This window comes from Microbulbifer maximicatervae (SeqCode) (genome assembly GCF_052467815.1).
On record NZ_CP174326.1, the window covers coordinates 2,591,453 to 2,617,226 of the forward strand.

Annotated in this window: 23 protein-coding genes and 1 tRNA gene; 13 read left to right on the forward strand and 11 right to left on the reverse strand. The window is 48.9% G+C overall.

Annotation, left to right across the window (positions count from 1 at the left end):
* Nucleotides 1–31 precede the first annotated feature (31 nt).
* Nucleotides 32–358, reverse strand: coding sequence for a hypothetical protein (locus tag ACJJIW_RS11245; RefSeq protein WP_282931540.1), 327 nt, complete (start codon nt 356–358; stop codon nt 32–34).
* Between the two features lie 846 nt (nt 359–1,204).
* Here ACJJIW_RS11245 and ACJJIW_RS11250 point away from each other — a divergent pair.
* Nucleotides 1,205–1,657 carry a hypothetical protein gene (locus ACJJIW_RS11250; RefSeq protein ID WP_282931541.1) on the forward strand — a complete coding sequence of 151 codons (453 nt, stop codon included), beginning with the start codon at nt 1,205–1,207 and terminating at the stop codon, nt 1,655–1,657.
* A 649-nt stretch (nt 1,658–2,306) separates the two neighbouring features.
* Here the strand turns inward: ACJJIW_RS11250 and ACJJIW_RS11255 are convergent.
* The 4 genes from ACJJIW_RS11255 to ACJJIW_RS11270 form a co-directional block, all read right to left on the reverse strand.
* Entirely contained in the window at nt 2,307–3,044 is a 738-nt protein-coding gene (locus ACJJIW_RS11255; RefSeq protein WP_444891839.1) for a LytR/AlgR family response regulator transcription factor, read from the reverse strand.
* Complete coding sequence (locus ACJJIW_RS11260) at nt 3,041–3,787, reverse strand: sensor histidine kinase (RefSeq protein WP_444935194.1); 747 nt, start codon at nt 3,785–3,787, stop codon at nt 3,041–3,043. Before ACJJIW_RS11260 ends, ACJJIW_RS11255 begins: the two co-directional genes overlap by 4 nt.
* A gap of 569 nt (nt 3,788–4,356) precedes the next feature.
* Complete coding sequence (locus ACJJIW_RS11265) at nt 4,357–5,733, reverse strand: amidohydrolase family protein (RefSeq protein WP_444935195.1); 1,377 nt, start codon at nt 5,731–5,733, stop codon at nt 4,357–4,359.
* A gap of 444 nt (nt 5,734–6,177) precedes the next feature.
* A complete protein-coding gene (locus tag ACJJIW_RS11270; RefSeq protein WP_444935196.1) occupies nt 6,178–6,609 on the reverse strand; it encodes a GFA family protein in 432 nt (143 codons plus the stop codon).
* Between the two features lie 344 nt (nt 6,610–6,953).
* Here ACJJIW_RS11270 and ACJJIW_RS11275 point away from each other — a divergent pair, with 344 nt between their 5' ends.
* Nucleotides 6,954–7,502 (forward strand): hypothetical protein, encoded by a 549-nt coding sequence (locus tag ACJJIW_RS11275; protein WP_444935197.1) that lies wholly within the window; start codon nt 6,954–6,956, stop codon nt 7,500–7,502.
* 29 nt (nt 7,503–7,531) lie between these two features.
* On the forward strand, nt 7,532–7,783 hold the full coding sequence (locus ACJJIW_RS11280) for a hypothetical protein (protein WP_444935198.1): 252 nt from the start codon (nt 7,532–7,534) through the stop codon (nt 7,781–7,783).
* 323 nt (nt 7,784–8,106) lie between these two features.
* Here ACJJIW_RS11280 and ACJJIW_RS11285 read toward each other — a convergent pair whose 3' ends face one another.
* From ACJJIW_RS11285 to ACJJIW_RS11295, 3 genes are all read right to left on the reverse strand, one after another.
* Nucleotides 8,107–10,251, reverse strand: a complete 2,145-nt coding sequence (locus ACJJIW_RS11285; protein ID WP_444935199.1) for an NERD domain-containing protein — start codon at nt 10,249–10,251, stop codon at nt 8,107–8,109.
* A 518-nt stretch (nt 10,252–10,769) separates the two neighbouring features.
* Nucleotides 10,770–11,072: a hypothetical protein gene (locus ACJJIW_RS11290; RefSeq protein ID WP_444935200.1), complete on the reverse strand. Its 303-nt coding sequence runs from the start codon at nt 11,070–11,072 to the stop codon at nt 10,770–10,772.
* 302 nt (nt 11,073–11,374) lie between these two features.
* Nucleotides 11,375–11,461: transfer RNA gene (locus ACJJIW_RS11295), tRNA-Leu, on the reverse strand.
* 178 nt (nt 11,462–11,639) lie between these two features.
* On the opposite strand from ACJJIW_RS11295, the gene queA reads away from it, so the two are divergent.
* From queA to secF, 4 genes are all read left to right on the forward strand, one after another.
* Entirely contained in the window at nt 11,640–12,713 is a 1,074-nt protein-coding gene (queA, locus tag ACJJIW_RS11300; RefSeq protein WP_444935201.1) for a tRNA preQ1(34) S-adenosylmethionine ribosyltransferase-isomerase QueA, read from the forward strand.
* 14 nt (nt 12,714–12,727) lie between these two features.
* On the forward strand, nt 12,728–13,846 hold the full coding sequence (tgt, locus tag ACJJIW_RS11305) for a tRNA guanosine(34) transglycosylase Tgt (protein ID WP_444937362.1): 1,119 nt from the start codon (nt 12,728–12,730) through the stop codon (nt 13,844–13,846).
* A 219-nt stretch (nt 13,847–14,065) separates the two neighbouring features.
* Nucleotides 14,066–15,934, forward strand: coding sequence for a protein translocase subunit SecD (gene secD, locus ACJJIW_RS11310; RefSeq protein ID WP_444891810.1), 1,869 nt, complete (start codon nt 14,066–14,068; stop codon nt 15,932–15,934).
* 11 nt (nt 15,935–15,945) lie between these two features.
* Complete coding sequence (gene secF / locus ACJJIW_RS11315; RefSeq protein WP_444891809.1) at nt 15,946–16,947, forward strand: protein translocase subunit SecF; 1,002 nt, start codon at nt 15,946–15,948, stop codon at nt 16,945–16,947.
* A 105-nt stretch (nt 16,948–17,052) separates the two neighbouring features.
* On the opposite strand, the gene ACJJIW_RS11320 is transcribed toward secF, so the two are convergent.
* The 3 genes from ACJJIW_RS11320 to pyrC form a co-directional block, all read right to left on the reverse strand.
* Nucleotides 17,053–17,247 (reverse strand): PFL_1563 family small protein, encoded by a 195-nt coding sequence (locus ACJJIW_RS11320; protein ID WP_282931563.1) that lies wholly within the window; start codon nt 17,245–17,247, stop codon nt 17,053–17,055.
* A 171-nt stretch (nt 17,248–17,418) separates the two neighbouring features.
* Nucleotides 17,419–18,090 carry a ribonuclease T gene (gene rnt / locus ACJJIW_RS11325; RefSeq protein ID WP_282931564.1) on the reverse strand — a complete coding sequence of 224 codons (672 nt, stop codon included), beginning with the start codon at nt 18,088–18,090 and terminating at the stop codon, nt 17,419–17,421.
* A gap of 130 nt (nt 18,091–18,220) precedes the next feature.
* The gene (pyrC, locus tag ACJJIW_RS11330; RefSeq protein WP_444891808.1) at nt 18,221–19,252 is read right to left on the reverse strand and encodes a dihydroorotase; all 1,032 of its coding nucleotides are present in this window, start codon (nt 19,250–19,252) and stop codon (nt 18,221–18,223) included.
* A gap of 319 nt (nt 19,253–19,571) precedes the next feature.
* Here pyrC and ACJJIW_RS11335 point away from each other — a divergent pair, with 319 nt between their 5' ends.
* The 6 genes from ACJJIW_RS11335 (at nt 19,572) to ccoG (ending at nt 25,749) form a co-directional block, all read left to right on the forward strand.
* Entirely contained in the window at nt 19,572–20,792 is a 1,221-nt protein-coding gene (locus ACJJIW_RS11335; RefSeq protein WP_444935202.1) for an argininosuccinate synthase, read from the forward strand.
* Nucleotides 20,793–20,947: 155 nt separating this feature from the next.
* The gene (ccoN, locus tag ACJJIW_RS11340; RefSeq protein ID WP_444935203.1) at nt 20,948–22,402 is read left to right on the forward strand and encodes a cytochrome-c oxidase, cbb3-type subunit I; all 1,455 of its coding nucleotides are present in this window, start codon (nt 20,948–20,950) and stop codon (nt 22,400–22,402) included.
* A gap of 11 nt (nt 22,403–22,413) precedes the next feature.
* Nucleotides 22,414–23,031 (forward strand): cytochrome-c oxidase, cbb3-type subunit II, encoded by a 618-nt coding sequence (gene ccoO / locus ACJJIW_RS11345; RefSeq protein ID WP_413664701.1) that lies wholly within the window; start codon nt 22,414–22,416, stop codon nt 23,029–23,031.
* Nucleotides 23,032–23,049: 18 nt separating this feature from the next.
* Nucleotides 23,050–23,283, forward strand: a complete 234-nt coding sequence (locus tag ACJJIW_RS11350) for a cbb3-type cytochrome oxidase subunit 3 (protein ID WP_413664702.1) — start codon at nt 23,050–23,052, stop codon at nt 23,281–23,283.
* On the forward strand, nt 23,283–24,191 hold the full coding sequence (gene ccoP / locus ACJJIW_RS11355) for a cytochrome-c oxidase, cbb3-type subunit III (protein WP_444912289.1): 909 nt from the start codon (nt 23,283–23,285) through the stop codon (nt 24,189–24,191). Before ACJJIW_RS11350 ends, ccoP begins: the two co-directional genes overlap by 1 nt.
* A 139-nt stretch (nt 24,192–24,330) precedes the next feature.
* Nucleotides 24,331–25,749, forward strand: a complete 1,419-nt coding sequence (gene ccoG / locus ACJJIW_RS11360) for a cytochrome c oxidase accessory protein CcoG (protein WP_413664704.1) — start codon at nt 24,331–24,333, stop codon at nt 25,747–25,749.
* Nucleotides 25,750–25,774 lie beyond the last annotated feature (25 nt).

The window sequence follows — 25,774 nt, forward strand, 5'->3', positions numbered from 1 at the left end:
ATCTTATCTCGCCATGATTGAGAGTATCTTCTTAGACAGGATGTAGGGTCAGGCTATAGGCTTTGAATATATTTTGCCTGTAGAGGATGGCCTCCATATCGGACCAGTTCAGAGGCTTCTCTTTGTTGATATAAAGTACGGTATGGTAGTGGTAATTTATTATAATATAGGCAGCAATATCAATAGTTAAGGTTGAAGCCAGATTAAGGACCATAGGTTCAATCTGCTCACAGCGATCTTCATGAGTTTTGCCAGATTTTATATCTCTACCGTACAGAGCCGCTTTTCGTAAACAGTTGGAGACACGGTGGTAGTAGGGGGCCTCTAGTGCGGCTTGAGCACTGCGCGTAAGAGGCATTACTTACTACTTGTCTATCTATACAAATTTCATTCGATATTTTATGTGGTATTAATTTGGGTGACGCTTGAAGCTACTACATTTACGGATGTCCAGAATTGTTCCTAATTATTGTCGTCCTAAATATTTTCCCTTTTATTCTTGCTGCCTAGAGTTTTCTAGATCTTTCTCCGATTCTAGGGGGGCTCTAGGGGCAAAATTTACATTTTTTCTGATTTTTGCTTCGGTCATATTCTTGGCTCTTTCATAATTAGTTCCATTCTTTTCTTTCGAATATTTTTTGATAGTCGTGGTTACACCCTTCTCATAGATCTATGTTTATTGGTTCACTTTCCTCGGTACGACGTACTGATATTCGTCTAATGATACGCCCCTCAATTCGCTCAACGAATATTAAAATAAGACTCTTGGTCATACCGTACCACTAGTCAGATAATACTAATTTTGTGGGTGTCTTTGTCTTGTTTTGACTCTGGTAGCTTGAGTAGCCTTTATGATGACTAATTGTTGCCAGCGCACTGCCAAACCAATGATGCATTAAATGCAGCTTTATGTGGCATGCATAGTTACGTCAGTAAAAATTTTGGCGTTGTTATTATCGCAACTATTGTCCATCTGCTATTTAAGGGTTGATATCAATTTTTATGACCCCAATACTCTGCCAGTGCACCAAGGGGTGCACAATTATTGGGGGAGTTTAGGGCCAAGCCCAGAGCATAAATCTCGTAATTTTTGATTTGCTATTGTTTTACTTCCCCTCTTTTCATACTTTAGTTTTTAGAAATAGGCAGTACCCGCTTACAGTCATTAATTTTTTAATGATATTTCTGAAGAAAAGGATTAATCATGTCAAATATTGGTCATGTTGAAGGTTGGGATACAGATAAGCCATTCATTTCTGATAGTCTTGAGGCAACCAGTTTTCACTGGGCTGCATGGACTGGTATAGAGGATTCTACAGAGGGAAGTTATATCCAGGGGATTGTAGAACTCAAAAATACTGGAAAATTTCCCATCCTTGACGCCAAAGTTTTTTTGGATCTCGATGATAATGGTATGACTTGGGATGCATATCTATGTAATTCATCAGGTACTCCAATAGAAGATGGTTTTGTAAGCTACGGCCATTCCATCGCTCCAGGCGAAACTGTTAGAGTAAAGTACTGGTGGGGACTGAAGCATGTTGCCGGCCCTACTAAGTGTGATTTTTCTGTTACCGTAAACATGTTCCCAGAATATAGAGTTCAGGTTCCCAGATCGAGCGCGCATCAAAGCAAAACCTCAATTCAAGCTTCTTGAGTTTTATATAGCTAGATAATGCGATTTTAGCTTAATAGGAGGGGCGACTTCCCCCTCCTATTAATATACTTATTAAAAAGATGTTCACATACCAATGGATAAAATCGTTGAGTGATGTAATTCAGCTACTTCGGTTTATTCCTTATTGGCTGCCACACCTTCTCTAAAACTCCCTTCCTGGTATGGCTTACCCAATAGTCACTTGGCATAAATTCATTGGGCTGGCGATCTGTGGTTGCTACATGAAAGGCTTTCGCTAAAATGATAGTGTCTTGCATTGGCATTACACCTATTGCACTAAGCCGTATCTGTAAAAGGATCAATGGCTAGAGGTGTTTTCGAGATGCCATCTTATAACTCCATCCTATGGTGAGGAATGTATATCCTTGCTTCCTGGCGGGATATTCAGGGCCGTTATAGATCAAGTTATCCTCTACTTGGTTAGCTATTTATACAGTATTTGATCCGGTGTAAGCATGATGGCGCTTGAAGCTACTGCCTTTACGGGTGTTGCCAGTTATTACTGCCGCTCTTGTAGGTTTGGGTCATTATTTCTCTAAGTGTTGGCTTAATTAGTGTATTTTGATAAAGTTTATGAAAGTCTTCAGTAATAATCCCAAGCCCTGGTAGTTTAATACATTTTATTTCCTTAACTTCCCTGCTCGAATATCATTTTCAGTCTATCGGCTCCGGATCGGCTAGATATTAAAGTGGTTTTCTGTTCATCATCAATAATAACTGCCAGTTTTCCGTTCAAATAACGCTGAATTTCCGAGACTCTGTCCAGGTTAATTAGATAGCTCCGGTGTAGGCGCAGAAATTGATCTGGATTAAGCTTTTGCTCTAGTTGATCTAAGCCCATTTGTAAGGGCTTGATGCCTTTCTCCGTATGAGCAATAATTGAACCTTGCTCCGACTTAATAAAATAAATATCGTTCAGATCAATAAAGGTCATACGATCATCGCACTTACTTACGAGGCGCTTTAGTGCTATCGAATCACCCCCTACCCGAGTACTGTTATGAATAAGTTTGATTCGCTTCTCCGCTTTTTCGATGGCAGCTTTTAAGCGTTGCAATGGGAAGGGTTTAAGCAAGTAATCGATTGTATCGTGGTTAAAAGCATCAATAGCAAACTTAGAATACGCTGTTGTGAAAATAATATAGGGTTGGTAAGTTAGGGCATCTAGTACATCCAATCCACTAAGATGAGGCATTTCAATGTCCATCAGTAATAATTGTGGCTGATGCTCCTCGATCAATGTTAATGCTTCCAGTCCAGATTTTGCTTCGGCAACCAATTCAATAGACTTAATAGTTGCCAGTTGAGCTTTTAATTTATTCCTTGCCGGTGCTTCATCTTCGGCAATAATGACCCTTAAATTCATACAGACATCTCAACTTTAACGTGGGCACCGTTTTGATTGCTTAGAGTAAGTTTTCCATTTGGTCGTAGCTCAATGCGCTGGCGCAAATTATGAATTCCAGTTCCCTGTGAGTGGATAAAACTAAGAACGCTTTCCTGAAATCCATATCCGTTATCTGCGACTTCAATAATTACCTTGTCATTCTTTAAGTAGATACGACATTGAATCTGTAAGCTTTCTATTGTACGGCAATGTTTGAAGCAATTCTCAAAAATTGGCTGTAATAATAGGGGAGGGATAGAGACATCACTGGCTCTTGGGTCTACCGTAATCTCTACCTTCAAATTATCACCAAAACGTACTTTTTCTATCTCTAAATACTTATTAATCAGTTCAATTTCTTCTTTGATTGTAGTTTCTTCTAGCTCACCAGTGTCGAGAGAATACCTCAAAATATCTGCCAGTTTATGTAAAACCTCATCAGCAAGGTTTGGATCGCTATGAATATAGGAGGAGATTGTATTAAGACTGTTAAACATGAAATGTGGATTTAGCTGATAACGTAATGTTTGTAATTTTGCTTTCTGCATGGCGAGTTTTTGCTCAGAGGCTTTATGGCGGTATTCCAGCATGGCGTAAGAGCAGTATAAACAGGTAGCCCACATTAGCCCATTAAAAATAATACCCAGTCCCATATTCAATCCGCCTTCGACATTAAAGGCGTACTCTATAAACCAGCTAACGCACTGGTTGCCAATAGTCATATGGACTACCAGGATCATCCACTCTATTAACAATGAATGAAACCCTCTGCGTCTAAGGCGCAATACAATGAGAGCTGTGGACCAGGTGGGTAGCCAATAAAAGAAAACAAACCATATTGGAGCACCAGTGAGGGCACTGCTAACCGAACTTATATCTCCTGATTCAAAAAAGACAAATACGCAAGCTATATCTAGTAACAAAACGACGACAAATGATTTCGCAAAGAAAGGATGCTTAAGATCTTTTAGTATTGACATAAAATATGTGATGAGCAATAGCTATCATAGCTTATTTTTGGTTGGTAAATTATATTGGGAATAAATAAGATAAGATAGTTTTAATTCAACCCAGCTTGATATGTGTGCTTATTACCTAAAGGTGAGTGTCAGCACCCATAAGTCACAACTTACTACTGGGGTGGAAGGAAAGAATACACCGCACTCGAGACACGCTGTGAATACATCCCTGTAAGCTCCTAATCGGCATCCATGCCTCATAGGGTCCCAAGTGCGGTGTGTTCTTTCCTTCTCTCTTTTTAGTAAATAGGTGCTGATACTATGAGGTTCTTTTATATTCTGTGGCCTTTCTTTTCCGATGAAGGTTCACAACTGGAACCGATAGGGGGAGTGGCGTAACTCTTCTCGATGAGCTGTTTCCTCTCTACCGCTACACCTGCAAGATAGATTTTTTCTGGGTTTGTAATTGCTTGTATGTTCTCAATAGGGTTTTTATTTAGCAGAATAAAGTCAGCACGTTTTCCCTGGGATATTGACCCTATATTCTCACTTGCATTCAAAGTTTTTGCTGCAATCTGTGTCGTGGCGAGTAAAAGTTGCTGGTTGGATAGACCCGCCTTGTGCAACGCTAATATCTCGCTTATTAAACCCAGCCCGTGTGGTGAATAGGGATTGCCGGAGTCAGAGCCAGCGCCAATTTTAATACCGGCTTTAGCAAGCTTTATCACATTATTATATGCTACGGATTTTTTCTGCCACGCTATCTCTCTAATGGTTGTTGGCGCTTGGACTTCGTTAAATAGGCAGGCCTGCATTTTAGGGTGTATAGGTGCCAAGTCTAATTGACTGATAGATTGGTGCTCATGTTCATCCCCCTGATTATGATATACCGACAGAGTGGGTATATAGGTAACCTTGTTTTGTTGCATGACTTCTATAAACTCATTGTCCACCGGCTCAAAATTAATACCGTGGGCTAAAGCTGTGGCACCGGCCCTGATTGCTCGTTTTCCATCTTCCAGGGTGGAGACATGAACAAAAAACGGCAAGTTGGCGCTTTGGGAGCGTTTACCGATCTCTTCGAGTACATCGTCTGAAAGCGGGATGGTAGTAGCATCAAATGTCTCTATGATGGCTTTGGTTAACTTTGGTTGATAACTTAAATGTGCATCCCAGCTCGCGCTGATTTGCTCAACACTATCAATCTCATGAACTTTCACCCCGAATTGGGTACCGTGACCTTTAGGGTTGGTGAAGGCGGGACCGGATGCAAACACTAGTGGGGCCGAATCGTCCAACTGGATTATAAGCCGCATCATCTCGCTGGACATCAGAAGGTCCGTAACAGTGGTAACACCATAATAGAGATGATTGTTTAAGTTGGTTTCTAGCGGCAGATGCTGATAATTCTTATAAGTTGACCCTGATGCACTCAAGTGCACATGTAAATCGATTAAGCCCGGTATCGCATATTTACCTTGTGCGTCGTGGGTACTCTCAGCAGGTAGGGCTGTCCTGGTCATTGGAGTGATTCTGGCTATGCGGTCATCTTGAATGTAGATACGGCTTTTCTCGCTAAAACCTTCCGCATTGCTGGTTAATATTTGTACATTATCGATTCTTAAATCGTAGTCATTCTTTTTCGTTTCCAGGGCGAAACTATTACTTGAGGCTAATAGTAAACTAAAGGCAGTGGCTGTAACTTTCATAAGAGTTTCTTTTCCTATTGAGTTTTCGCCTAGCCTATAGCGACAGTAATCTCGGTGTTGAAAAAATGGACGAATCGACATATTCGTAGATGAACGAACAGTTTAAGCCTGTGAGTGGTGTGGCATTGAGGTGAGTTGTGGGGGCTGCTCCTGGCTTGTTAAGGTTAGCCTTGGCTATGAAGGGCAGTTCAAAGCAGTTTCTTGATCGATATAAAGGATGGCAGGCTTGAAATCGCTTGTTGCAGAATATGTTGCGACACCCCGGGAAATCTGTCAGCTGGCTTTTGCCTACTCAATTGAGACGATCTCCATAGGCTTTGCCCGGCCCTATATCTTTACTATCTTTAAATGCTCAAACAATCGCAATGGCCATTCATGAGATTTGCGCGCTACGTGGAATAGGCATTGGTTGCTCCTTATCTCTCTGTTTTAAAAAATAATGAATTACTTGTAGTCGTTGACTAGCTGCCCATTTGATGATTCTTTGAATTGAGGGTGTTCGTCATCAATTTCGTAAAAATCAGATTTTTCGCCGGTGAAAATATGCCCCATAGTTTTCAATCCGGTTGGGCCATCCAGTGATCCTGCAATAATTCCAGTTGCATCAAGATTAAATGGCTCCCAGAAGAGGCTTGAGCCACATTTCTGGCAGAAGCCTCTGCGGGCTACCTCTGATGTTTTATACCACGCCAGCCCGTCATCTTTTGTTATTTTAATGTTGACCTTGCGAGCCTTTGTATGTGGGCCGAAACTTCCATGTAGTTTTTGACACATACTACAATGGCAGTTAACTACATTGCGTAATGGCCCTTTAACCTCGTACCGCACTGCGCCACACAAACAGCCACCGGAAGTGATTGAATTCTTGCTATTCATATAATGAGCCTGTAGATGTAAAAGTTGACTTAAAATAAGAATCTAAATTAATTATGCTTTTTTATTATCGACAAGATGATTTGTTTGAATTGTAAATGCTGATCACACAACGTGATGTAAACATAAATGTTGGTAGCTTGGCTAGTTATTTATCCGTCCTATGTCGATATAAATTACGCGATGGTAGAGGTTTTTCATTTGATTTCTTGCCTGTTTTTTTGCCGCTATCGCTGCACAATGGCTGATGAGCCATTTGTTCGTACGGTGTTATCGCACGGGGTAGGGCACTTAGTGCTCGACCGTAGAGTTTAATGTGGCAGCAATGCGACTCAGTGTGACTAAAAGTGGATGACAGCACAGACTGGAGCCGGGAAACCCATGGGGATATACGCGAGAAATCATTACGCAGGATTACAGAGGCCGCCGAAATAAAGACAAGCTGTGACAGCGAACACCGCCAAGTCCCTGAGCATTCCGTGGAAGAAGTGGACGGCGTAAAAATAATTGAAGTCCTTGGTGCTTTACGTTTCTTATCTGCTGGTGGCCTGAACTTGTCAGCCCTAGACAATCTAAATATTACAAGCGGCAGTGATATTAATATTTCGGTGGGGCGCGACTTAAAAGAACAGATCGGAAATATCCGCGAATCAGTGTCCAAGGTCCGCCAAACCATCAAAGTAAAAGATGGCGGAAAGTTTTGGTTAGGCAGTGAATCTTTAAATGTACTGAAAGTGCTAGAGGATTTAATAGGCGTAGTGTCGGCCCTGGCCGGAACACTCGCCGCACACACGCACCCCAGTAATGGCAAAAAACCAGACCAGGAGGCGGCAATTAATGGGCATAAAAGCAGTGCGGATAGTTTGAAGTCTCAACTTAAGTCAATAAGGGCCTAAGTTTTTTATTGCATTAAAGGAAGATGATTATGGAAAAGAATATAAACAGATGTACCATTTTTGCTGAGAGAATCTATCTAATGAATAGTGGTGCAGAGAGTTTTAGAGGTTCTGCGCCTACTAAAGAAATGGCAATAGAGCTAGCGAAAGAGATTGCGAAGTCTAAGAAAGCAGAGTTTTATTCCTGGCTGCAAGTTCTTGATATTGTGACCGGAACCTATACCGAGTATTCGATAAAGTGGGGTGGGGTTTTAGAGAGAAGAATGTCTTCACCTTGCTAGCAGGCTCCGCACTCTCGGGGACTATTCTAGTCCTGTAAAGGGCTAGACTTGAAGCAAGAGGCGACGATTACTGGGAACGAGTTTGGGGTCTTATTTGCGATTATTTATAGTAGTTTAGACTTAACCTGAAAGAGCCGCTGCGGAAAATCGGTAACTATCAGATCAAGTCTGAACTAACCTATCGAATAAAGAGCTCTGGGCGTACCTTTTTCATCCCTATGTCAGCGTTCCTTGCTTTTTGATTCTTGCGGGAAAACAAAAGTGCCAATCCAGTTTCTGAAAGTGGCTAAAAACTATTTCAATGCTTCGGAGGGGTAAGTTGTTTATAAGCAGCATTGTTTGTATTTCTTGTTGCTGCCGCATGGACACTTTTGATTTCTTCCTGTTTTTACTTTCCTTTCTTTTTTCGTCTTGATTCCATTGATTTCATTTATTGAGCGCAAACTAGAAGTGAGGGCATCCATTTCATCGGATTGCTCCCAGTCGGAAGAATGATAGGTTGAAAACCTAAAGCGCTTTGTTAGAGGGCTAAAGCAGATGCCATGCCATGTTTCTGCTTTCACTGAGTACTTTCTTAGCTCGCAATGATTGCAAAGTAGAGAGAAGGCTATTTCCGGTGGGGATGAGTTACAGTGTATTGTTATGCCGGATTTTTTTTCCAGTAATGGGAATGTAACATCGTGATTTTTTTTGTCTTTTTCGTATAGTTGAATCATCCGTTTGATTCTAATATTAAGTTGATTAATGCTTTCTTCATTTAATGAAAGGAGGAAATAGCCAAGATTTAGTAGCCCAAAATCCTCGGAGCGCTTTATGTCATCAATAATGGTTCCGGCAAAACCTGTTTGATAATAAGTGAGTATCCCTGGCGGGATGGGGTGGGCATTTCCCCCTTCTCTTCTGGCTAGCATAGCTAGCTCAAGATCTGCAGATAGATTGTCATCCAGCATTATTAAATCATATTCACCATTACAGTTTAAATTATGTGCTAGGTAAAAGCTGAAGATGACGAGTTCGTGGTGGGAGATTATTGTCCCTAAAAGGTCAGTTCTCTTTCTGATATAATCAAGGAAAAAAAGTGGTGTTGACAGTATTTCAGCTAGAAGATCAACGAGAAATACATCCATCACATAGGGTGCTTTTATCTTCTTCGATGTTGTATATTTAAGGAACTCTCTAGCTTGAGCCGAAATTGCTGGATAATAATCTGAAACTATACAGAATGGGTAGATTGTTTCAATTTCATTTTCAATTTGTAAGGTATTTCCATTTGCGTCTTTTAACACAGTCCCATTTTTTTCTAGCAGAGTGGCACATAAATATGCTTGTTTACAGGCATCTTCAACTGCTTTTTTGAAGTCATCCTTTAACTGTAAGCTATTTCCTTTGCGGGCCGCAATTGTGAGTTTTTTTGATTTTGCCTGGACTATAATTGCGGTATTTCCAAAAATCACTAGGACGTCAATTTCAGCAGCCTGGTTTTTGCCTTCGTATATGATTACATTCGTGAAAACATGTTCTTTTGTGAAAACTTCAGTAAGTCTTTTTGCAGTAAAATCTTCGGTGAAATATCCTCTATTTATTTCTGCGGTTTTCTTGTATTTTTTGTCTGAGTTGAACCAAAAAAAAGGACTTTCGTATTGGCTTTCCCATAGGCTGTAGCTCTGAAAGGAAACGTATTTATCATCTTCTAATTTTAGGATCGGGAAAGCGTTTTTATAGTTAAAGTCATCAATGCTTGTAAAGGATTCCATTCCTTCATTGAGTTCAGAGGAAAAGGCTTTGATGATTGATGTTATTTGCTCAGGATTTATCTTGCAGAGCTCCGCTAGTTCACCAATGCTGAACTGAAACATGGGAAGATAATTGTCCAGTATCAAAGTCCCAGCGTCATTTACTAAGAGGTTAATTTTTTCTAGTTGAAGCTTCTCAATACTTCTGAAGACCTCGGAAATATCATTGAATGAAAATCCTTTGTTATCTCGAATCCACTGCAAATCATTCTGATATCTTAGTTTTGCTAAATCTCTATATTGGTGTTTGTATACGCCTTCACCGGCATAGAATATAGCTTCTCTCATGGAATGGTTTTTTGCCGGATTGCTTCCGGGTGTTCCTGTAAGATATTCCGGGCGATGTAATTGGCCGATGAAGCTCTGATGCAGTTCCGCCAATAAAGTCCATGTTTTTTCAGATAGCTCTTCTAATTTTTCGCGAGTTAAAGGTTCAAGGTTGACATTGTTTTTACACATTAGCCCTATTAGTGACGATATTTCGGTGCGGGACAATCTAGACTTGTCAAACTGTTGGGAAAGTGTTTCTGCAGATAGACGTTCACCAGCAGTGTGGATAAAAGTATCTTTGAAACAAAAAAAAGCAATTACATGTATGAAGCTTTTAGACGAGCATAGAGTTTCTAACTCTTTAAAAATTTCATCTTCTGCTCTTACCTGAACTCCATATTCCATTCTTATTTTCCTTTTGTCATTATCTAAAGTATATTGCAAGAGAGTATTTATGATTGAATCAATAGCAGGAATAGTTCAATTTATTTAAGTTCTTATCTATTGACTACTGATCTCGATGCTATAACTTCCACTAATTTTAAGCTGATTGGGGGGCTGCTTTTGTCTGATGCTCGGCTGCTGAATTGATTTCATTTCATTTCCTTTCCTTGTATTCTTCCAGCCCGATAAAGCCAAGAATCAAGCGCTAACCTTCAAAACTTTGTATAACCAACTCTCTCTGGCTTTAATTAGTTGTTAATTTTGCAGTAAAAAGTGGCGCTGGTCACTCCTCCCCACGCCTGCCGATTTTGGGCGCTCTTTGGGTTGGTGAAATTGAGAATTGGGTTACGCCCTGAGCTGGTACGGGCTCTAGGGGTAATAGGGATTTCACAAAATGAAGAGTTATGAAGAGGAGTGAAGAAATTCCTCATAGCGTGAAAAGTCAATAACAGGGTGAAAGTCTAGTGTTTACTAGGGCTTCAAGGTGCAGAAATACCTATTACAAGCTCTTCGATACCGAAAATTAAGCCTATTCCCTCCAGCACAAGCCCAATGCCAAGTAGAAGGGCAAGGACAGAAAGAACAATACCTCCCCACTCTCTGTTTTTGTAATAGCCCGTCACCAGTTCACCTATACCAAATATCAGCCTCCCTCCCATTGAAGCGGCAAAAATACCCCAAAAAAACATTGATATATCTTTGGAAATTACAAAGAAAAGCAACGCGAGTAACATTGCTCCTAACATTATCTTTCCTGACCACCCTAATTCATCATCCAACATAACAACATTTCCCTGCTTGTCACTGATGCATGGTATCTATTCAATTAATACCAAAGTCAACTTTAGAGGCGCCTATTTCAATCCCAGTATTGCTGTCTTTGTATCTAAGGCCAATATGTGTTTTCAGCAGCAATGTATCGTGAAGATAGCTTTCATATCTGGAAGGCTGGATTGAAAGAAAAGTGTCAACGTGATTTTGCGTTGACACTTTGGCGCTGAAACCAACAAATGAATCTTTTACAAAGTTGCCTGCGCAGAAACAAAAAACCCGCGAAAGCTAACGCTATCGCGGGTTTGATATATGGTACCAGAGGCCGGACTCGAACCGGCACGCTTTTAAGGGCGGGGGATTTTGAATCCCCTGTGTCTACCAATTTCACCACTCTGGCACTTTCGCTGCTCGACCTTGGGGTCGGTGCGAAGAGGGCGTGATTATAGCAATGCTTTCGCTTGGGTCAACCAGTGATTTCAATAACTTAGCGCATTTTCTGTCGTCGCAGTTAACAGCTCCTAAAATTTCCTATAACCTTCGCGACCTCTCCATAGTTTCTAGATTTCCAGGATTCCATGCAGCGTCAGGACTTTGACTTTCATCTGCCCGATGAGCTGATCGCCCGCGCGCCCACCGAGGAGCGCCGTGGCAGCCGTCTTTTGTGTCTGGATGGGCCCAGTGGGGCCATTGCACATCGGCAGTTCCCAGATATTCTCGATCAGGTCCAAGCTGGTGACCTGATAGTCTTTAACGATACCCGGGTGATCCCGGCGCGTTTGTTCGCGCAGAAGGAGACCGGCGGTAAGTTGGAAATCCTGGTGGAGCGGGTGCTCAATGAGACGGATATCTGGGCCCATGTGCGCTCCAGTAAGTCGCCTAAGCCCGGTTCCACCATCGTCCTTGAAGACGGCACCCGTATAGAAGTGACCGGCCGCAAGGATGCATTGTTTGAATTGTCCTTCCCTAAAGAAGAGGGTGTGCTGGCGATTCTGGATCGCCTCGGCCATATGCCGCTGCCTCCTTATATTGATCGTGAAGACGATGCCAGCGATCGCGAGCGCTACCAAACCGTATACGGCCGCAATGCCGGTGCTGTGGCGGCTCCGACGGCGGGGCTGCACTTTGATGATGAGATGATTGGCGCATTGCGGGATAAAGGTGTCGAGGTTGTCTTCGTTACCCTGCATGTGGGTGCCGGTACTTTCCAACCGGTGCGCGTGGACAATATTTATGAGCACCAGATGCACAGCGAAGTGCTGGATGTCTCCCAGGATGTGGTGGATGCGGTAACTGCTTGTCGCGCTCGCAATGGCAGCGTGATTGCCGTGGGTACCACCAGCGTACGCGCGCTGGAAAGTGCGGCGCGCAGTGGCCAGTTACAGGCCACGGTGGGGGAGACAGATATCTTTATTTATCCCGGTTATGAATTCCAGGTTGTGGATAAGTTGATCACCAACTTCCACCTGCCGGAGTCCACCTTATTGATGCTGGTGAGTGCCTTCGCGGGGTACCAGCATACGATGACCGCTTATAAGGCCGCAGTTGAGGAGCGCTATCGCTTCTTTAGTTACGGCGATGCCATGTTTATTACCCGCGATCCCAATGCCAAAAAAGAAGAAGTAGCACCAGCGAAAGGAGATACCCCGTGAGCCGCGAATGTTTTATGCAGTTTGAAGTGGATACCACTGATGGCAAGGCCCGTCGCGGCCGCTTGCGTTTCCCTCGCGGTGTGGTGGAAACCCCGGCGTTTATGCCGGTGGGCACTTACGGCACCGTGAAAGGCATGTTGCCGAGGGATATCGAAGGGATCGGTGCACAGATTATTCTGGGCAATACCTTCCACCTGATGCTGCGCCCGGGCACCGAAGTGGTTAAAGCCCACGGTGATCTGCACGATTTTACCCAGTGGTCCGGTCCGATCCTCACCGACTCCGGCGGTTTCCAGGTGTTTAGCTTGGGTGAGCTGCGCAAGATTACGGAAGAGGGGGTTTCCTTCCGCTCGCCTATCGATGGCAGCCCGGTATTCCTGGACCCGGAAGAATCTATGCGCGTTCAGCGGGACCTGGGTTCCGATATCGTCATGATCTTCGATGAGTGCACCCCTTATCCGGCCACCACTGATGAAGCACGCAAATCTATGGAGCTGTCCCTGCGCTGGGCGGAGCGCTCCAAGAAGGCTCACGGCGATAGCCCGTCGGCGCTGTTCGGTATTGTGCAGGGCGGTATGTTCCCGGAGTTGCGCGATGTGTCCCTGCGCGGCCTGACCGAAATTGGTTTCGATGGCTATGCCATTGGTGGCCTGTCTGTGGGTGAGCCTAAAGAGGAGATGATCAAGGTCTTGGATCACCTGGCTCACAAGATGCCGGAAGATAAGCCGCGCTACCTGATGGGCGTGGGCAAGCCGGAGGATATTGTCGAGGCGGTGCGTCGCGGTGTGGATATGTTCGACTGCGTCATGCCCACTCGCAATGCGCGTAATGGCCACCTGTTTACTTTCGAAGGTGTGGTGAAAATCCGCAACGCCAGGCACCGTCACGATACGGGCCCCTTGGAGGAAGAGTGCGATTGCTATACCTGTGAGAATTTCTCCCGCGCTTACCTGCATCACCTGGATCGCTGTGGTGAAATTCTTGGTGCGCAGCTGAATACGATTCACAATCTGCGCCACTACCAGCGCTTGATGCAAAAGCTGCGCGATGCCATTGCCGCCAATGAATTGGAGGCTTATGTCGCCGAGTTCTACCGTGGTCTGGGCCGCGAGGTTCCAGCGCTGGAGGCCTGATCAGGCGTCGCTTTTACCCTGCCTGGGGTGCTGCCCGTCTCATTGCGGCACCCCTGTAATTTGTCCGTTCCCACGATCCCCGTATAATCAGCCCCCACTTTTATTGGGGGCGGTGTACCTTGCATTCTGCGTATACTGCCCGCATATCCAGGCAAATTGCTTAGGCAGATTGCCAAGATTTACCGGCCCTCGGGGTCACACTAGAACAATGAGAACAGCATGAATCGCTACCCGATCTGGAAGTACTTTCTGATTCTCGCGGTTGTGGCCTTTGGCCTGATGTACGCCGCGCCCAATCTCTATAAGCCGGACCCTGCCGTGCAGATTTCCGGGCAATCCAGTGCACTCACCATCGGCCCCGATGTCCTTGCGAATGCACAAAAAGCCCTGGATGAAGCGGGTATTGCTCACTTCGGCGGCGAAGTTGGGGACAAGTCAGTACTGATCCGCTTGAACTCCATGGAGGAGCAGTTGCCGGCTAAAGAGGCGATTCAAAAAGCTCTCGGTACCACCAACTATGTTGTCGCCCTGAACCTGGCTTCCACCACACCCCAGTGGATGAAAGATATCGGCGCTAGCCCGATGAAGCTCGGTCTGGACCTGGCGGGTGGTGTGCACTTCCTGATGGAAGTCGACACCAACACCATCGTCAAAAACAACATGGAAAGCTACGAGCAGGAAGTGAAGAGCAAACTGCGCGAAGCCAAGGCCCGTTACCGCAATGTGGAGCTGGTGGATGATCGCGAGATTATTGCCCGCTTCCGCAACGATGAGCTGCGCAGCCTGGCGATGTCCACTATGCGCAAGGAATTTCCGCAGCTTCAACTGCGCGAGTCCGGCAGCGGCGAAAACCTGGAGATCCGCGCAACCCTGACCGATCAGGAAATCAAGCAGCTGGAAGATTACGCAGTAACCCAGAACCTCACCACTTTGCGCAACCGGGTGAACGAGCTGGGTGTTGCAGAGCCGATCGTACAGCGCCAGGGTCGCAACCGTATCGTTGTGGAGCTGCCCGGTGTACAGGACACCGCAGAGGCCAAGCGTATTATCGGTAAGACCGCCAACCTCGAATACCGTATGGAAGCCCGCCCGGATGAGTTGGTTTCCAACAAGGAATACTTTGAGCGTCGTGACCCCGAGGAGCAACAGCTGTACGGTGGTGCCTGGTTGGAGCGCCAGATCATTATCAAAGGTGACAGCGTTACCAATGCCCGAGTCGGTTACGACGAGAGCGGCTTCCCTCAGGTAAATATCACTCTCGATGCCCGAGGTGGCGAGATGATGCATCGCGCTACCTGGAAGAATGTCGGCCGCCGTATGGGCACCCTGTTTATCGAGACTCGATTTGAGCCGGTAACCGAAATCGACGAAAACGGTAACGAAGTTACCGTGCAGAAGCGCACCGAAGAGAGAAAGATTATTAATCTGGCCACAGTACAGAGTGCGCTGGGCAAGCAGTTCCGCACCACAGGTCTGGATAGTCCGGCCGAAGCCCAGGAACTGGCCCTGTTGCTGCGTGCCGGTGCCCTGGCTGCGCCCATGTACTTTGTGGAAGAGCGTGTGATCGGCCCATCCCTGGGTGCCGATAACATCAAGGTGGGTGTGCAATCCGTACAGATCGGTCTGTTGGCTGTGATTATCTGTATGCTGATTTCCTACCGCGTATTTGGCTTGGCCGCGAACCTGGCCCTGGCGGTGAATATGATCCTGCTGGTGGCGGTCATGTCGCTGTTGGGTGCAACCCTCACGCTGCCCGGTATCGCCGGTATCGTATTGACCGTGGGTATGGCGGTGGATGCCAACGTGCTTATCTTCTCGCGAATACGGGAGGAACTCAGGAATGGGATGCCTCCCCAAACAGCGATCAGTGCCGGTTTTGACAATGCTTACAGCACCATTGTGGATGCGAACATCACCACCCTGATTGTGGCGGTGATCCTGTATGCCATCGGCTCCGGCCCGGTACAGGGCTTCGCGGTAACCCTGTCTATCGGTATTCTCACCTCCATGTTCAGTGCCATTATGGGTACGCGAGCAATTGTTAACTTGTTCTACGGCGGTCGCCGTGTGCAGAAGCTCTGGATTTAAGGGAGTCAGTCATGAGTGAGACCAAAGTGGATAACGGCAAAATTACCGAGTACATGGGCAAGCGCGTCTACGACTTTATGCGCTGGCGCAAGATCGCCGGGATTGTTTCGGTGGTGTTGGTACTCGCCTCCATCGCCGCACTGGCAATGAACGGCCTGAAGTTCGGCCTGGACTTTACCGGTGGTACCCAGGTTGAAGTGGGCTATGAGGTAACGCCTTTCATTAGCGACGTGCGCGATCAGCTGGAAGCAGCGGGTTACGACGGTGCCACGGTAGTGAATTTTGGTTCTGAGAAGGACCTGCTGATCAAGTTGCCCCCTGCGGTAACCGAGGAAGAAATCCAGATCAGTGCTACCGATCAGGAAACAACGACACCGATCGGTGACAAGGTTGTGGCTCTCCTGAGAGAGGGCAGTGAGGGAGATGTTGAGCTGCGCCGTGTCGAGATGGTGGGCCCACAGGTAGGTGCTGAGCTGCGCGACGACGGCGGCCTGGGCATGATGCTGGCCCTGTTTATGGTGATGATCTACGTTGCCCTGCGCTTCCAGTACAAGTTCTCTTTCGGCGCTGTAGCGGCTCTGGGCCACGATGTGATTATCGTACTGGGATTCTTTGCGGTGATGGGATTGGACTTCGATTTAACTGTGCTGGCGGCCGTGTTGGCGGTGATCGGTTACTCCCTGAACGATACCATCGTGGTATCGGACCGTATCCGCGAGAACTTCCGCAAGGTGCGCAAGGCTGAGTCTGAGGAGATTATCAATATCTCTATCAGTCAGACCCTGGGCCGTACCTTTATGACGTCCTTCACCACCTTGCTGGTGCTGTGGGCGCTGCAGTTCTTCGGTGGGGAATTGATCCACAACTTCTCCCTGGCCTTAATTGTGGGTGTGGTAGTGGGTACTTACTCCTCTGTTTACGTAGCTGCCAACGTGCTGATGGCTTTGAATATCAACAAAGAAGACCTGATGCCGCCGGTGAAAGAGGGTGCGGAACTGGAAGAAATGCCCTGATGTGAATGAGAAGTGGCTGCGTTGACGCAGCCATATTCGAGCGGCCCCGGCCGCGCTTTGCTGTTGATCAGCGGAGCGCCGTCGGGGTTTTTTATTGCGCGGAGGTTAGTCTCTGGGCTTTTTGCCGAGGGTGATGTGCTTGGGGCCGGAAGTGTTGGTCTGGCCGCTCACCCCTTTGGGCACCTGCTCGATCTCACCGCCACCGGCGAGGAACGCCTTTACCTGCTCCTCGATACTTTCGCTGGTCTCGAGGGGAGCGGCTTGTTTGCGATTGGAGGAAGAGGAAGGTTTCTTGGCCACGGCGCTATCCGGTTTTTATGTGTAAGCGGGCCATATTAGCACGGTTTGAACAAAAAATCACCCAAGTGGCCAGAGTCTGCGCATAGCGGATATTTTGTCGACAGTTTTCGAGTAATTCTGTCGTTTTTGGATAAATCGGGCCGCTTCGAGGCAGCCCGGAAGAATAGTGCGTTATTCAGCTTCTTCTGTGGTCTCTTCGGTTTCCAGCGGCCAGCCACCCATCTCTTTCCACTTGTTCACGATGCCGCAAAACAGGGTTGCGGTTTTTTCTGCATCGTATTCGGCGGAGTGGGCGCAGTTGTTATCAAACTCGATTCCGGCAACCTGGCAAGCTTTGGCCAATACAGTCTGGCCGTAGGCGAGGCCGGCGAGACTGGCAGTATCGAAGCAGGAGAACGGGTGGAATGGGTTGCGCTTGATGCCGGTCCGCTCGACTGCTGCATTGACGAAGCCCAGGTCGAAGTGGGCATTGTGGGCAACCACGATGGCGCGGGTGCAGCTGTGCTTTTTCACGGCGCTGCGAATCTTGCGGAACAGCTCGGGGATGGCGATTTCTTCCGGCCAGGCGTCGCGATCCGGGGATTCCAGGTCGATGCCAATAAAGTCGAGAGCGGATTGCTCAACGTTGGCGCCCTCAAAAGGCTCCAGGTGGAAACTGTGGGTCTCCAGCGGGAAGAGGTTGCCGGAGTCATCCATGTCGAGGATAACTGCAGAAATTTCCAGCAGTGCATCGGTGCGGGCGTTAAATCCGCCGGTTTCAAGGTCGATGACCACGGGCAGAAAGCCTCGGAATCGCTGGGCGAGAGAGCTTTTTGGTCCTGTGGGTTCTTCGGCGGGTGTCACGGTGGTTCCTTGTAAATCTTGTCTTCAGGCCAGCAGCATTTTGCGCTGGTGGGGCAGGGTATTGTATTCGAATTGCGGCGCCCGCTGGGAGTGCTCTCCCCGCAGACGCTGTAATCAGGGCATTCGCCGATTACGCAAGTTGCCAGTTTAAGGTTTCACCGGCTGCGAGGGGAATCAGATTTTCACCACCCATATCCAGTTTTTCTGGCAGGGTCCAGGGGCTCTTGACCAGGGTGATGGTGCCCTCGTTGCGCGGCAGTTCGTAGAAGTCGGGGCCGAACTCACTGGCAAAGCCTTCCAGCTTGTCCAGTTTGCCCGCGCGCTCGAATACTTCGGCGTATAGCTCAATAGCGGAGTAGGCGGTATAGCAACCGGCGCAACCACAGGAGTGTTCTTTCTTGTGGTGGGCGTGGGGGGCTGAGTCGGTGCCGAGGAAAAACTTCGGGTTACCGCTGGTGGCCGCTTCGATCAGTGCATTTTGATGGTAGCCGCGCTTGAGGATCGGCAGGCAGTAAAAATGCGGCTGGATACCGCCAACCAGCATATGGTTGCGGTTGTACAGCAAGTGGTGCGCGGTAATGGTTGCGGCAACGCCTTCGCGGGCGCCCTGTACAAACTCTACTGCTTGGGCAGTGGTGATATGTTCAAACACCACTTTCAGCGTGGGGAAATCATCTACCAGGCGGGACAGGGTTTTCTCGATAAAAGCCTGCTCGCGGTCGAAGATATCGATATCGCTGGTGGTCACTTCACCGTGTACCAACAGCTTCATCCCGCAGGCCTGCATCTCTTCCAGGGCTGGGTAGATGTTGGCGATATCGGTAACGCCGGAATCGGAGTTGGTGGTCGCGCCCGCTGGGTACAGTTTGGCGGCGATAACACCGGCTTCATGAGCCTTGCGAATGACGGCGGCGTCGGTCTTGTCGGTGAGGTAGATCACCATCAAGGGTTCGAAAGGGGTGTCGGCGGGAACATTGGCGTCAATACGTTCCTTATATGCCACTGCACTTTCGGCATCGGTCACAGGGGGTACCAGGTTGGGCATTACAATCACGCGGCGGAATTGTTTTGCGGCATCGGGCACGGTGCGCCCGAGAGCGGCGCCGTCGCGCAGGTGAATGTGCCAGTCGTCGGGGGCGCGAAGGGTAATTTGCTCCGTCATGGTACTCCGTAAAGCTTCTTAGCGTAGTGAGTCGTTGTGCGGCGCGAATGCTACCCGAAGCTGTACAAAATTGCGATGCACGAAAAGGTTAAAAATCAATCAATTGTGCTTACTCGCGCCTTGGCGCTAGTCGATCGCGAGCTTAGGCGCTACAATCGCGCCCCGACAAAGAGTGTGGGTATTGTTGTGCCCGCAATTTACCGATCCTGGGCATATCTCCAAGAATAACTCCCCCAGACCGACACTAGTTTCGCGTAGTGGCATTCCCCGTCTCCGCGGTTTAGTCGTGGCGACGTATTTCCGGCAGCAGAGGACAGCAATGAGCAAAATCGAAAAGGTGGTACTGGCATACTCCGGTGGATTGGATACGTCAGTAATCGTGCGATGGTTGCAGGATACTTATAACTGCGAAGTGGTGACCTTCACTGCAGATATCGGCCAGGGAGAAGAGGTGGAACCGGCCCGTGCCAAGGCCGAGGCCCTCGGGGTTAAAGAGATTTATATCGACGACCTGCGCGAAGAGTATGTGCGCGATTTCGTTTTCCCGATGTTCCGCGCCAATGCGATTTATGAAGGGGAGTACCTGCTGGGTACCTCTATTGCGCGCCCGCTGATTGCCAAGCGCCTGATTGAGATTGCCAACGAGACTGGCGCCGATGCCATTTCCCACGGTGCTACCGGTAAAGGTAATGACCAGGTGCGCTTCGAACTGGGCGCCTACGCGCTAAAGCCGGGCATTCAGGTTATCGCCCCCTGGCGCGAGTGGGACCTGAACTCCCGCGAAAAGCTGATGCAGTACTGCGAGCAGCACAATATTCCGGTGGACTTCTCTTCCAGCAAGAAGAAATCCCCTTACTCCATGGATGCCAACCTGCTGCACATCTCTTATGAGGGTGGCAACCTCGAAGATCCCTGGGCGGAAGCCGAAGAGGATATGTGGCGCTGGAGTGTGAGCCCCGAGGCCGCTCCGGAAGAGCCTACCTACATTACTTTGGGTTTTGAGAAGGGCGACCCGGTTTCTATCGACGGTGAGCGCTTAAGTCCTGCTACTTTGCTTGAGAAGCTGAACAAGTTGGGCGGAGCCAACGGTATCGGTCGTTTGGATATCGTGGAAAACCGCTACGTGGGAATGAAGTCCCGCGGCTGCTACGAAACACCGGGCGGCACTATTTTGATGAAGGCGCACCGCGCCATTGAATCCATCACCCTGGATCGCGAAGTGGCGCACATGAAGGATTCCCTGATGCCGCGCTACGCCGACCTGGTTTACAACGGTTATTGGTGGTCCCCGGAGCGCCGCATGCTTCAGGCTGCGATTGATGAGTCGCAGGATGTGGTGAACGGCGAAGTTCGGCTCAAGTTGTATAAAGGCAGCGTGAGTGCTGTGGGCCGCCGCTCTGCAGACAGCCTCTTCGACGAGCGTATCGCTACTTTCGAAGATGATGCTGGCGCATACGACCAGAAGGATGCGGAGGGCTTTATCAAGCTCAACGCCCTGCGTCTGCGCATTGCGGCAGGTAAAGGAAGAAAATTGATTTAGTTGATTTAGATCAGCAATAGCTAGGCAGGGATGCGCTTAAATCCTTATCTGGCCAAAAGTAACCACAGTGCCTAACACATTGTGGTTACACACCTTCTGTGGTGGGCCAGTCCCGCACAGTGGAACCGAATCTTAAAAGCAACGGAAGTAAAAACATGACGACAACGGTGGCAAAGACCGGCCCTGTGCCGGACTATGACTACAATATCGTGCGCCAGTTCACCATCATGTCCGTGGTCTGGGGCATTTTTGGTATGGGCATGGGCGTATTGATCGCAGCCCAGCTAGCCTGGCCTGAACTCAACGACTTTTGGCAGCCCTTCTCGCACTTCGGGCGCTTGAGGCCCCTGCACACCAACGCGGTAATTTTCGCCTTTGGTGGTAGTGTTCTCTTTGCCACTTCTTACTATGTGGTACAGCGTACCTGTCAGGTCCGCCTTTGGGGTGGCTGGCTGATCCCCTTCACCTTCTGGGGATGGCAGGCCGTTATCGTCGCTGCGGCAATTACCTTGCCGATGGGCTTCACTTCCACCAAGGAATACGCTGAGCTCGAGTGGCCTATCGATATCCTGATTGCCCTGGTTTGGGTTGCTTACGCGCTGGTGTTCTTCGGCACCATCATGAAGCGTAAGACTTCTCACATCTACGTGGCGAACTGGTTCTTCGGTGCTTACATCGTAACTATTGCTGTTCTCCATATCGTTAATAACCTGGAGATCCCTGTTGGCCCGTTCAAGTCCTACTCTATCTATTCGGGCACTAAGGACGCAATGATCCAGTGGTGGTATGGCCACAACGCAGTAGGGTTCTTCCTGACTGCAGCCTTCCTCGGCATCATGTACTACTTCGTACCTAAGCAAGCGGGTCGTCCGGTTTATTCCTACCAGCTGTCTATCGTTCACTTCTGGGCACTGATCTCCCTGTACGTATGGGCTGGTGGTCACCACCTGCACTACTCTGCGCTGCCCGATTGGGCTCAGAGCCTGGCGATGGTTATGTCCCTGATTCTGCTGGCACCTTCCTGGGGCGGTATGATCAACGGCATCATGACCCTGTCCGGCGCATGGCATAAGCTGCGCACCGATCCTACCCTGCGCTTCCTGGTGGTATCCCTGTCCTTCTACGGTATGTCTACCTTCGAAGGCCCGATGATGTCCATCAAGACTGTAAACGCCCTGTCCCACAACACTGACTGGACCGTTGGCCACGTACACTCCGGCGCTTTGGGCTGGGTTGCCATGATCTCTATCGGTGCCCTGTATCACCTGGTTCCGGTTCTGTGGAAACGCCGCGAAATGTACAGCGCCAAGCTGATCAACGCGCACTTCTGGCTGGCCACTGTGGGTACTGTTCTGTACATCGCCGCCATGTGGGTTAACGGTATTACCCAGGGCCTGATGTGGCGTGCATTTAACGCCGACGGCACCCTGACTTACAGCTTCGTAGAGAGTGTTGTAGCCAGCCACCCGGGCTATGTAGTTCGCTGGATCGGCGGCGCCATGTTCCTGGTGGGTATGCTGCTGATGGCTTACAACGTTTACCGCACGATTACCGAGAAGGTAAACGATGCCGAAGCCGATAACACCGTTCGAGCAGTGCCTGCGGCATAGGAGTTTAGATCGTGAAGAATCATGACCTCGTAGAAAAAAACATCGGCTGGATGATCTTTTTCACCATTATCGCCATCAGTTTCGGCGCCCTGGTTGAGATCGTTCCGCAGTTCTTTACCAAGGATAACTACACGCCGCTGCCGGGGCAGAAGCCGCTGACAGCAATGGAGCTGGAAGGTCGCGATATCTACATTCGCGAGGGCTGCCACGTTTGCCACACCCAGATGATTCGTCCTCTGCGTGCGGAAGTTGAGCGTTACGGCCACTACTCCATGGCTCAGGAATCCATTTACGAGCACCCCTTCCTGTGGGGCTCCAAGCGTACCGGTCCAGACCTGGCGCGCGTAGGTGGACGCTACTCTGATGAATGGCAGCGCGCGCACTTGTACAACCCGCGCAGTGTTGTGCCTGAGTCAATCATGCCTGCTTACCCCTGGTTGTTCGACAATGTGGTAACTGGCGAATACACCGCACGTAAGATGGAAGCGCTGCGCTTCGTCGGTGTGCCCTACACCGATGACGACATCGCCAACGCCGCTGAGCCTTTCAAAGGTGGCAAGGTCAAGGAAATTGACGCGCTGGTCGCTTACTTGCAACAGCTGGGTACCCTGGTTACCCAAAAACGCTAATAGCGAGGAAGGAAACTCGTGACTATTGAAACTTTGCGGGAAATCGGTCTGGTTCTGGGCTCTGTGGCTTTTCTGGCTATCTGCTGGTGGGCCTTCTCTCCGAAGCGCAAGAAGCGCTTCGAAGAAGATGCCAATTTGCCATTTGCCGATGAAGAGCGACAAGCCGACAAGGACAAGTCGGCCGCTCAGCAGGACGAATCCAATTCCGGGGATAAACCCGGAGCCAATCGAAAACAGGGGCAGGATAAGTAATGAGTACATTCTGGAGTGTGTGGGTAATTGTGCTCACCCTCGCCAATCTGGCGTTGATTACCTGGGTGCTGTTCGCCAACCGAAAGGTGGCAGTGGATGACCAGGCTGAACCGGAAAACAAAACCACGGGCCACGTTTACGACGGCATCGAGGAATACGACAATCCGCTGCCCAAGTGGTGGTTCATGTTGTTCGTCGCCACCCTGGTGTTCTCTGCGGGATATCTGGTGGTTTACCCGGGTCTGGGTAACTTCAAAGGTGTCGGCAACTGGACTTCTGTCGGTGCATTGGAAGCTTCCCAGGCTAAGGCTCAGGAGAGATTCCACGAGACCTTCGGTAAGTACGAAAATATGCCTATCGAGCAGATTGCGCAGAGCCCTGAAGCTCTCAAGATGGGTTCCCGGATCTTCGCTAACAACTGTGCGGTATGTCACGGTGCAGATGCCGGCGGTAACTTCGGCTTCCCGAACCTGACTGATAACGCCTGGCTGTACGGCGGCACTCCGGAAAAAATCCTGGAAACCCTGTACAACGGTCGTCAGGGCATGATGCCTCCTCAGGGTCCGGTGATCGGTGAAGAAGGTGTTAGAAATGCGACAGAGTATGTTCTCTCCCTGAACGGCCTGGAGCATGACACCGCCATGGCCGCCGAAGGTCAGAAGGTATTCAACACCGTGTGTATGGCTTGTCACGGTATGGATGCCAAAGGCAACCAAATGCTGGGTGCGCCGAACCTGACCGACGACATCTGGCTGTACGGTAGCAATCGCGAACAGATCCAACACACTATTCGCGGTGGTCGTACAAATATGATGCCCGCGCAAAAAGATAAACTGCGTGAAGACAAAATCCGCCTCGTAGCGGCCTATGTCTACAGCCTGTCGCAGCAGGAAGAAGAAAAGCAGTAATTAACTATTGAGGCCCGGCATTTGCTGGGCCTTGTTTTATCAAGGGACTCCGGGCGCTGCAGGGACGGAGAAAAAAGCCTCAACATAAGGGGCTACCTGGCCCACGTACAAGATGTGCCCGTGCGAGAGTGAGGTTTGTGTGAGTGATTTAATTCCAACCCGTGAGGAACAGGAAGGTGATGGCGAAGTTCGCTATCGCATGCTGTATGAGTCGGAAGACAAAGTCTACATCCGACATATCAAGGGTGTTTTCACCCGTGTTCGCAAATATACCGGCCTGCCTTTGCTGCTGGCTTTCTTCTTCCTACCCTGGATCAATATCGACGGGCGCCAGTCGGTCTTCTTTGATCTCCCCACCCGCCAATTCCATATTTTCTGGACTACTTTCGGCCCCCAGGACGGCTTCCTTCTAGGTTGGCTGCTGATCATTGCCGCCTTCGCGCTGTTTGCGGTCACCACTTTACTGGGCAGGGTGTGGTGTGGCTTCACCTGTCCGCAGACCGTCTGGACCATGATGTTTATCTGGGCAGAAAGGGTTTGTGAAGGCGATCGCAACAAGCGAATGAAGCTCGACAAGGCCCCCTGGAACCTGGAAAAGGTTCTGCGCAAGGGTGGCACACATACCATCTGGCTGTTGATCTCGCTGGCAACTGCACTGGCCTTTGTGGGTTATTTCTACGGTGTGCGCGAGCTGGTCGTGGATCTGGCGACGTTTAACGCGCACCCGCAGGGTGTTTTCTGGGTCGCTTTCTTCACTTTTGCCACCTATATGAACGCCGGCTTCCTGCGTGAGCAGGTGTGTAAATACATGTGCCCCTATGCCCGTTTCCAGTCGGTGATGTACGACGAGGATACGCTGGCGGTTTACTACGATGCCAAGCGGGGTGAGACCCGTGGTCCGCGCAAGAAGAACGTGGATTACAAGGCGGAAGGTATGGGCGACTGTATCGACTGCTACTGGTGTGTTCAGGTGTGTCCGGTGGATATTGATATCCGCGACGGCATGCAGTACGAATGTATCAACTGTGGCCTCTGTGTCGATGCGTGTAACAGCGTGATGGACAAGATGGGCTATGAGCAGGGCTTGATTCGCTTCACCTCTGAGGACGAATTGCAGGGTGGAAAGACCCGCTTCCTGCGCCCGCGCCTATTTGGCTACGCGTTGATATTGGTTGCGATGACCGGCCTGTTTGCACAGCAAGTGATGACTCGAAGCCCAATCGAGGCAGAAATCACTCGCGACCGCGGTGCTCGTATGTTCCGTGAGTCCCAGGGGCAGGTGCAAAACGTCTACACGGTAAAAATCAACAATATGGACCAGGCTCCCCACGAATTCACCATCAAGGTGGAAGGTAAGCCTGAATACGATTACTCCATTCGCAAGCCGAAGACGATTTACCTGGTGCCTGGAGAGATGTTCTCCGTCCCCATTCGGGTAAGCGTTCCCAGAGACCAGCTGAAGGATACCAAGCACGATATCGAGATTGTTGTCCAGGCAGTCGACAATCCTGAGCTGGTTGATAAGCACCGAACGGTGTTTATTGGTCCAAAGCAGTAGACGGGACGCCAATCCCGTTGCAAAG

Bases quoted from the DNA above. Each gene is read 5' to 3' on its own strand.
- ACJJIW_RS11245 (WP_282931540.1), bottom strand. From the start codon at position 358: ATGCCTCTTACGCGCAGTGCTCAAGCCGCACTAGAGGCCCCCTACTAC.
- ACJJIW_RS11250 (WP_282931541.1), top strand. From the start codon at position 1,205: ATGTCAAATATTGGTCATGTTGAAGGTTGGGATACAGATAAGCCATTC.
- ACJJIW_RS11255 (WP_444891839.1), bottom strand. From the start codon at position 3,044: ATGAATTTAAGGGTCATTATTGCCGAAGATGAAGCACCGGCAAGGAAT.
- ACJJIW_RS11260 (WP_444935194.1), bottom strand. From the start codon at position 3,787: ATGACTATTGGCAACCAGTGCGTTAGCTGGTTTATAGAGTACGCCTTT.
- ACJJIW_RS11265 (WP_444935195.1), bottom strand. From the start codon at position 5,733: ATGAAAGTTACAGCCACTGCCTTTAGTTTACTATTAGCCTCAAGTAAT.
- ACJJIW_RS11270 (WP_444935196.1), bottom strand. From the start codon at position 6,609: ATGAATAGCAAGAATTCAATCACTTCCGGTGGCTGTTTGTGTGGCGCA.
- ACJJIW_RS11280 (WP_444935198.1), top strand. From the start codon at position 7,532: ATGGAAAAGAATATAAACAGATGTACCATTTTTGCTGAGAGAATCTAT.
- ACJJIW_RS11285 (WP_444935199.1), bottom strand. From the start codon at position 10,251: ATGGAATATGGAGTTCAGGTAAGAGCAGAAGATGAAATTTTTAAAGAG.
- ACJJIW_RS11290 (WP_444935200.1), bottom strand. From the start codon at position 11,072: ATGTTGGATGATGAATTAGGGTGGTCAGGAAAGATAATGTTAGGAGCA.
- queA (WP_444935201.1), top strand. From the start codon at position 11,640: ATGCAGCGTCAGGACTTTGACTTTCATCTGCCCGATGAGCTGATCGCC.
- tgt (WP_444937362.1), top strand. From the start codon at position 12,728: ATGCAGTTTGAAGTGGATACCACTGATGGCAAGGCCCGTCGCGGCCGC.
- secD (WP_444891810.1), top strand. From the start codon at position 14,066: ATGAATCGCTACCCGATCTGGAAGTACTTTCTGATTCTCGCGGTTGTG.
- secF (WP_444891809.1), top strand. From the start codon at position 15,946: ATGAGTGAGACCAAAGTGGATAACGGCAAAATTACCGAGTACATGGGC.
- pyrC (WP_444891808.1), bottom strand. From the start codon at position 19,252: ATGACGGAGCAAATTACCCTTCGCGCCCCCGACGACTGGCACATTCAC.
- ACJJIW_RS11335 (WP_444935202.1), top strand. From the start codon at position 19,572: ATGAGCAAAATCGAAAAGGTGGTACTGGCATACTCCGGTGGATTGGAT.
- ccoN (WP_444935203.1), top strand. From the start codon at position 20,948: ATGACGACAACGGTGGCAAAGACCGGCCCTGTGCCGGACTATGACTAC.
- ccoP (WP_444912289.1), top strand. From the start codon at position 23,283: ATGAGTACATTCTGGAGTGTGTGGGTAATTGTGCTCACCCTCGCCAAT.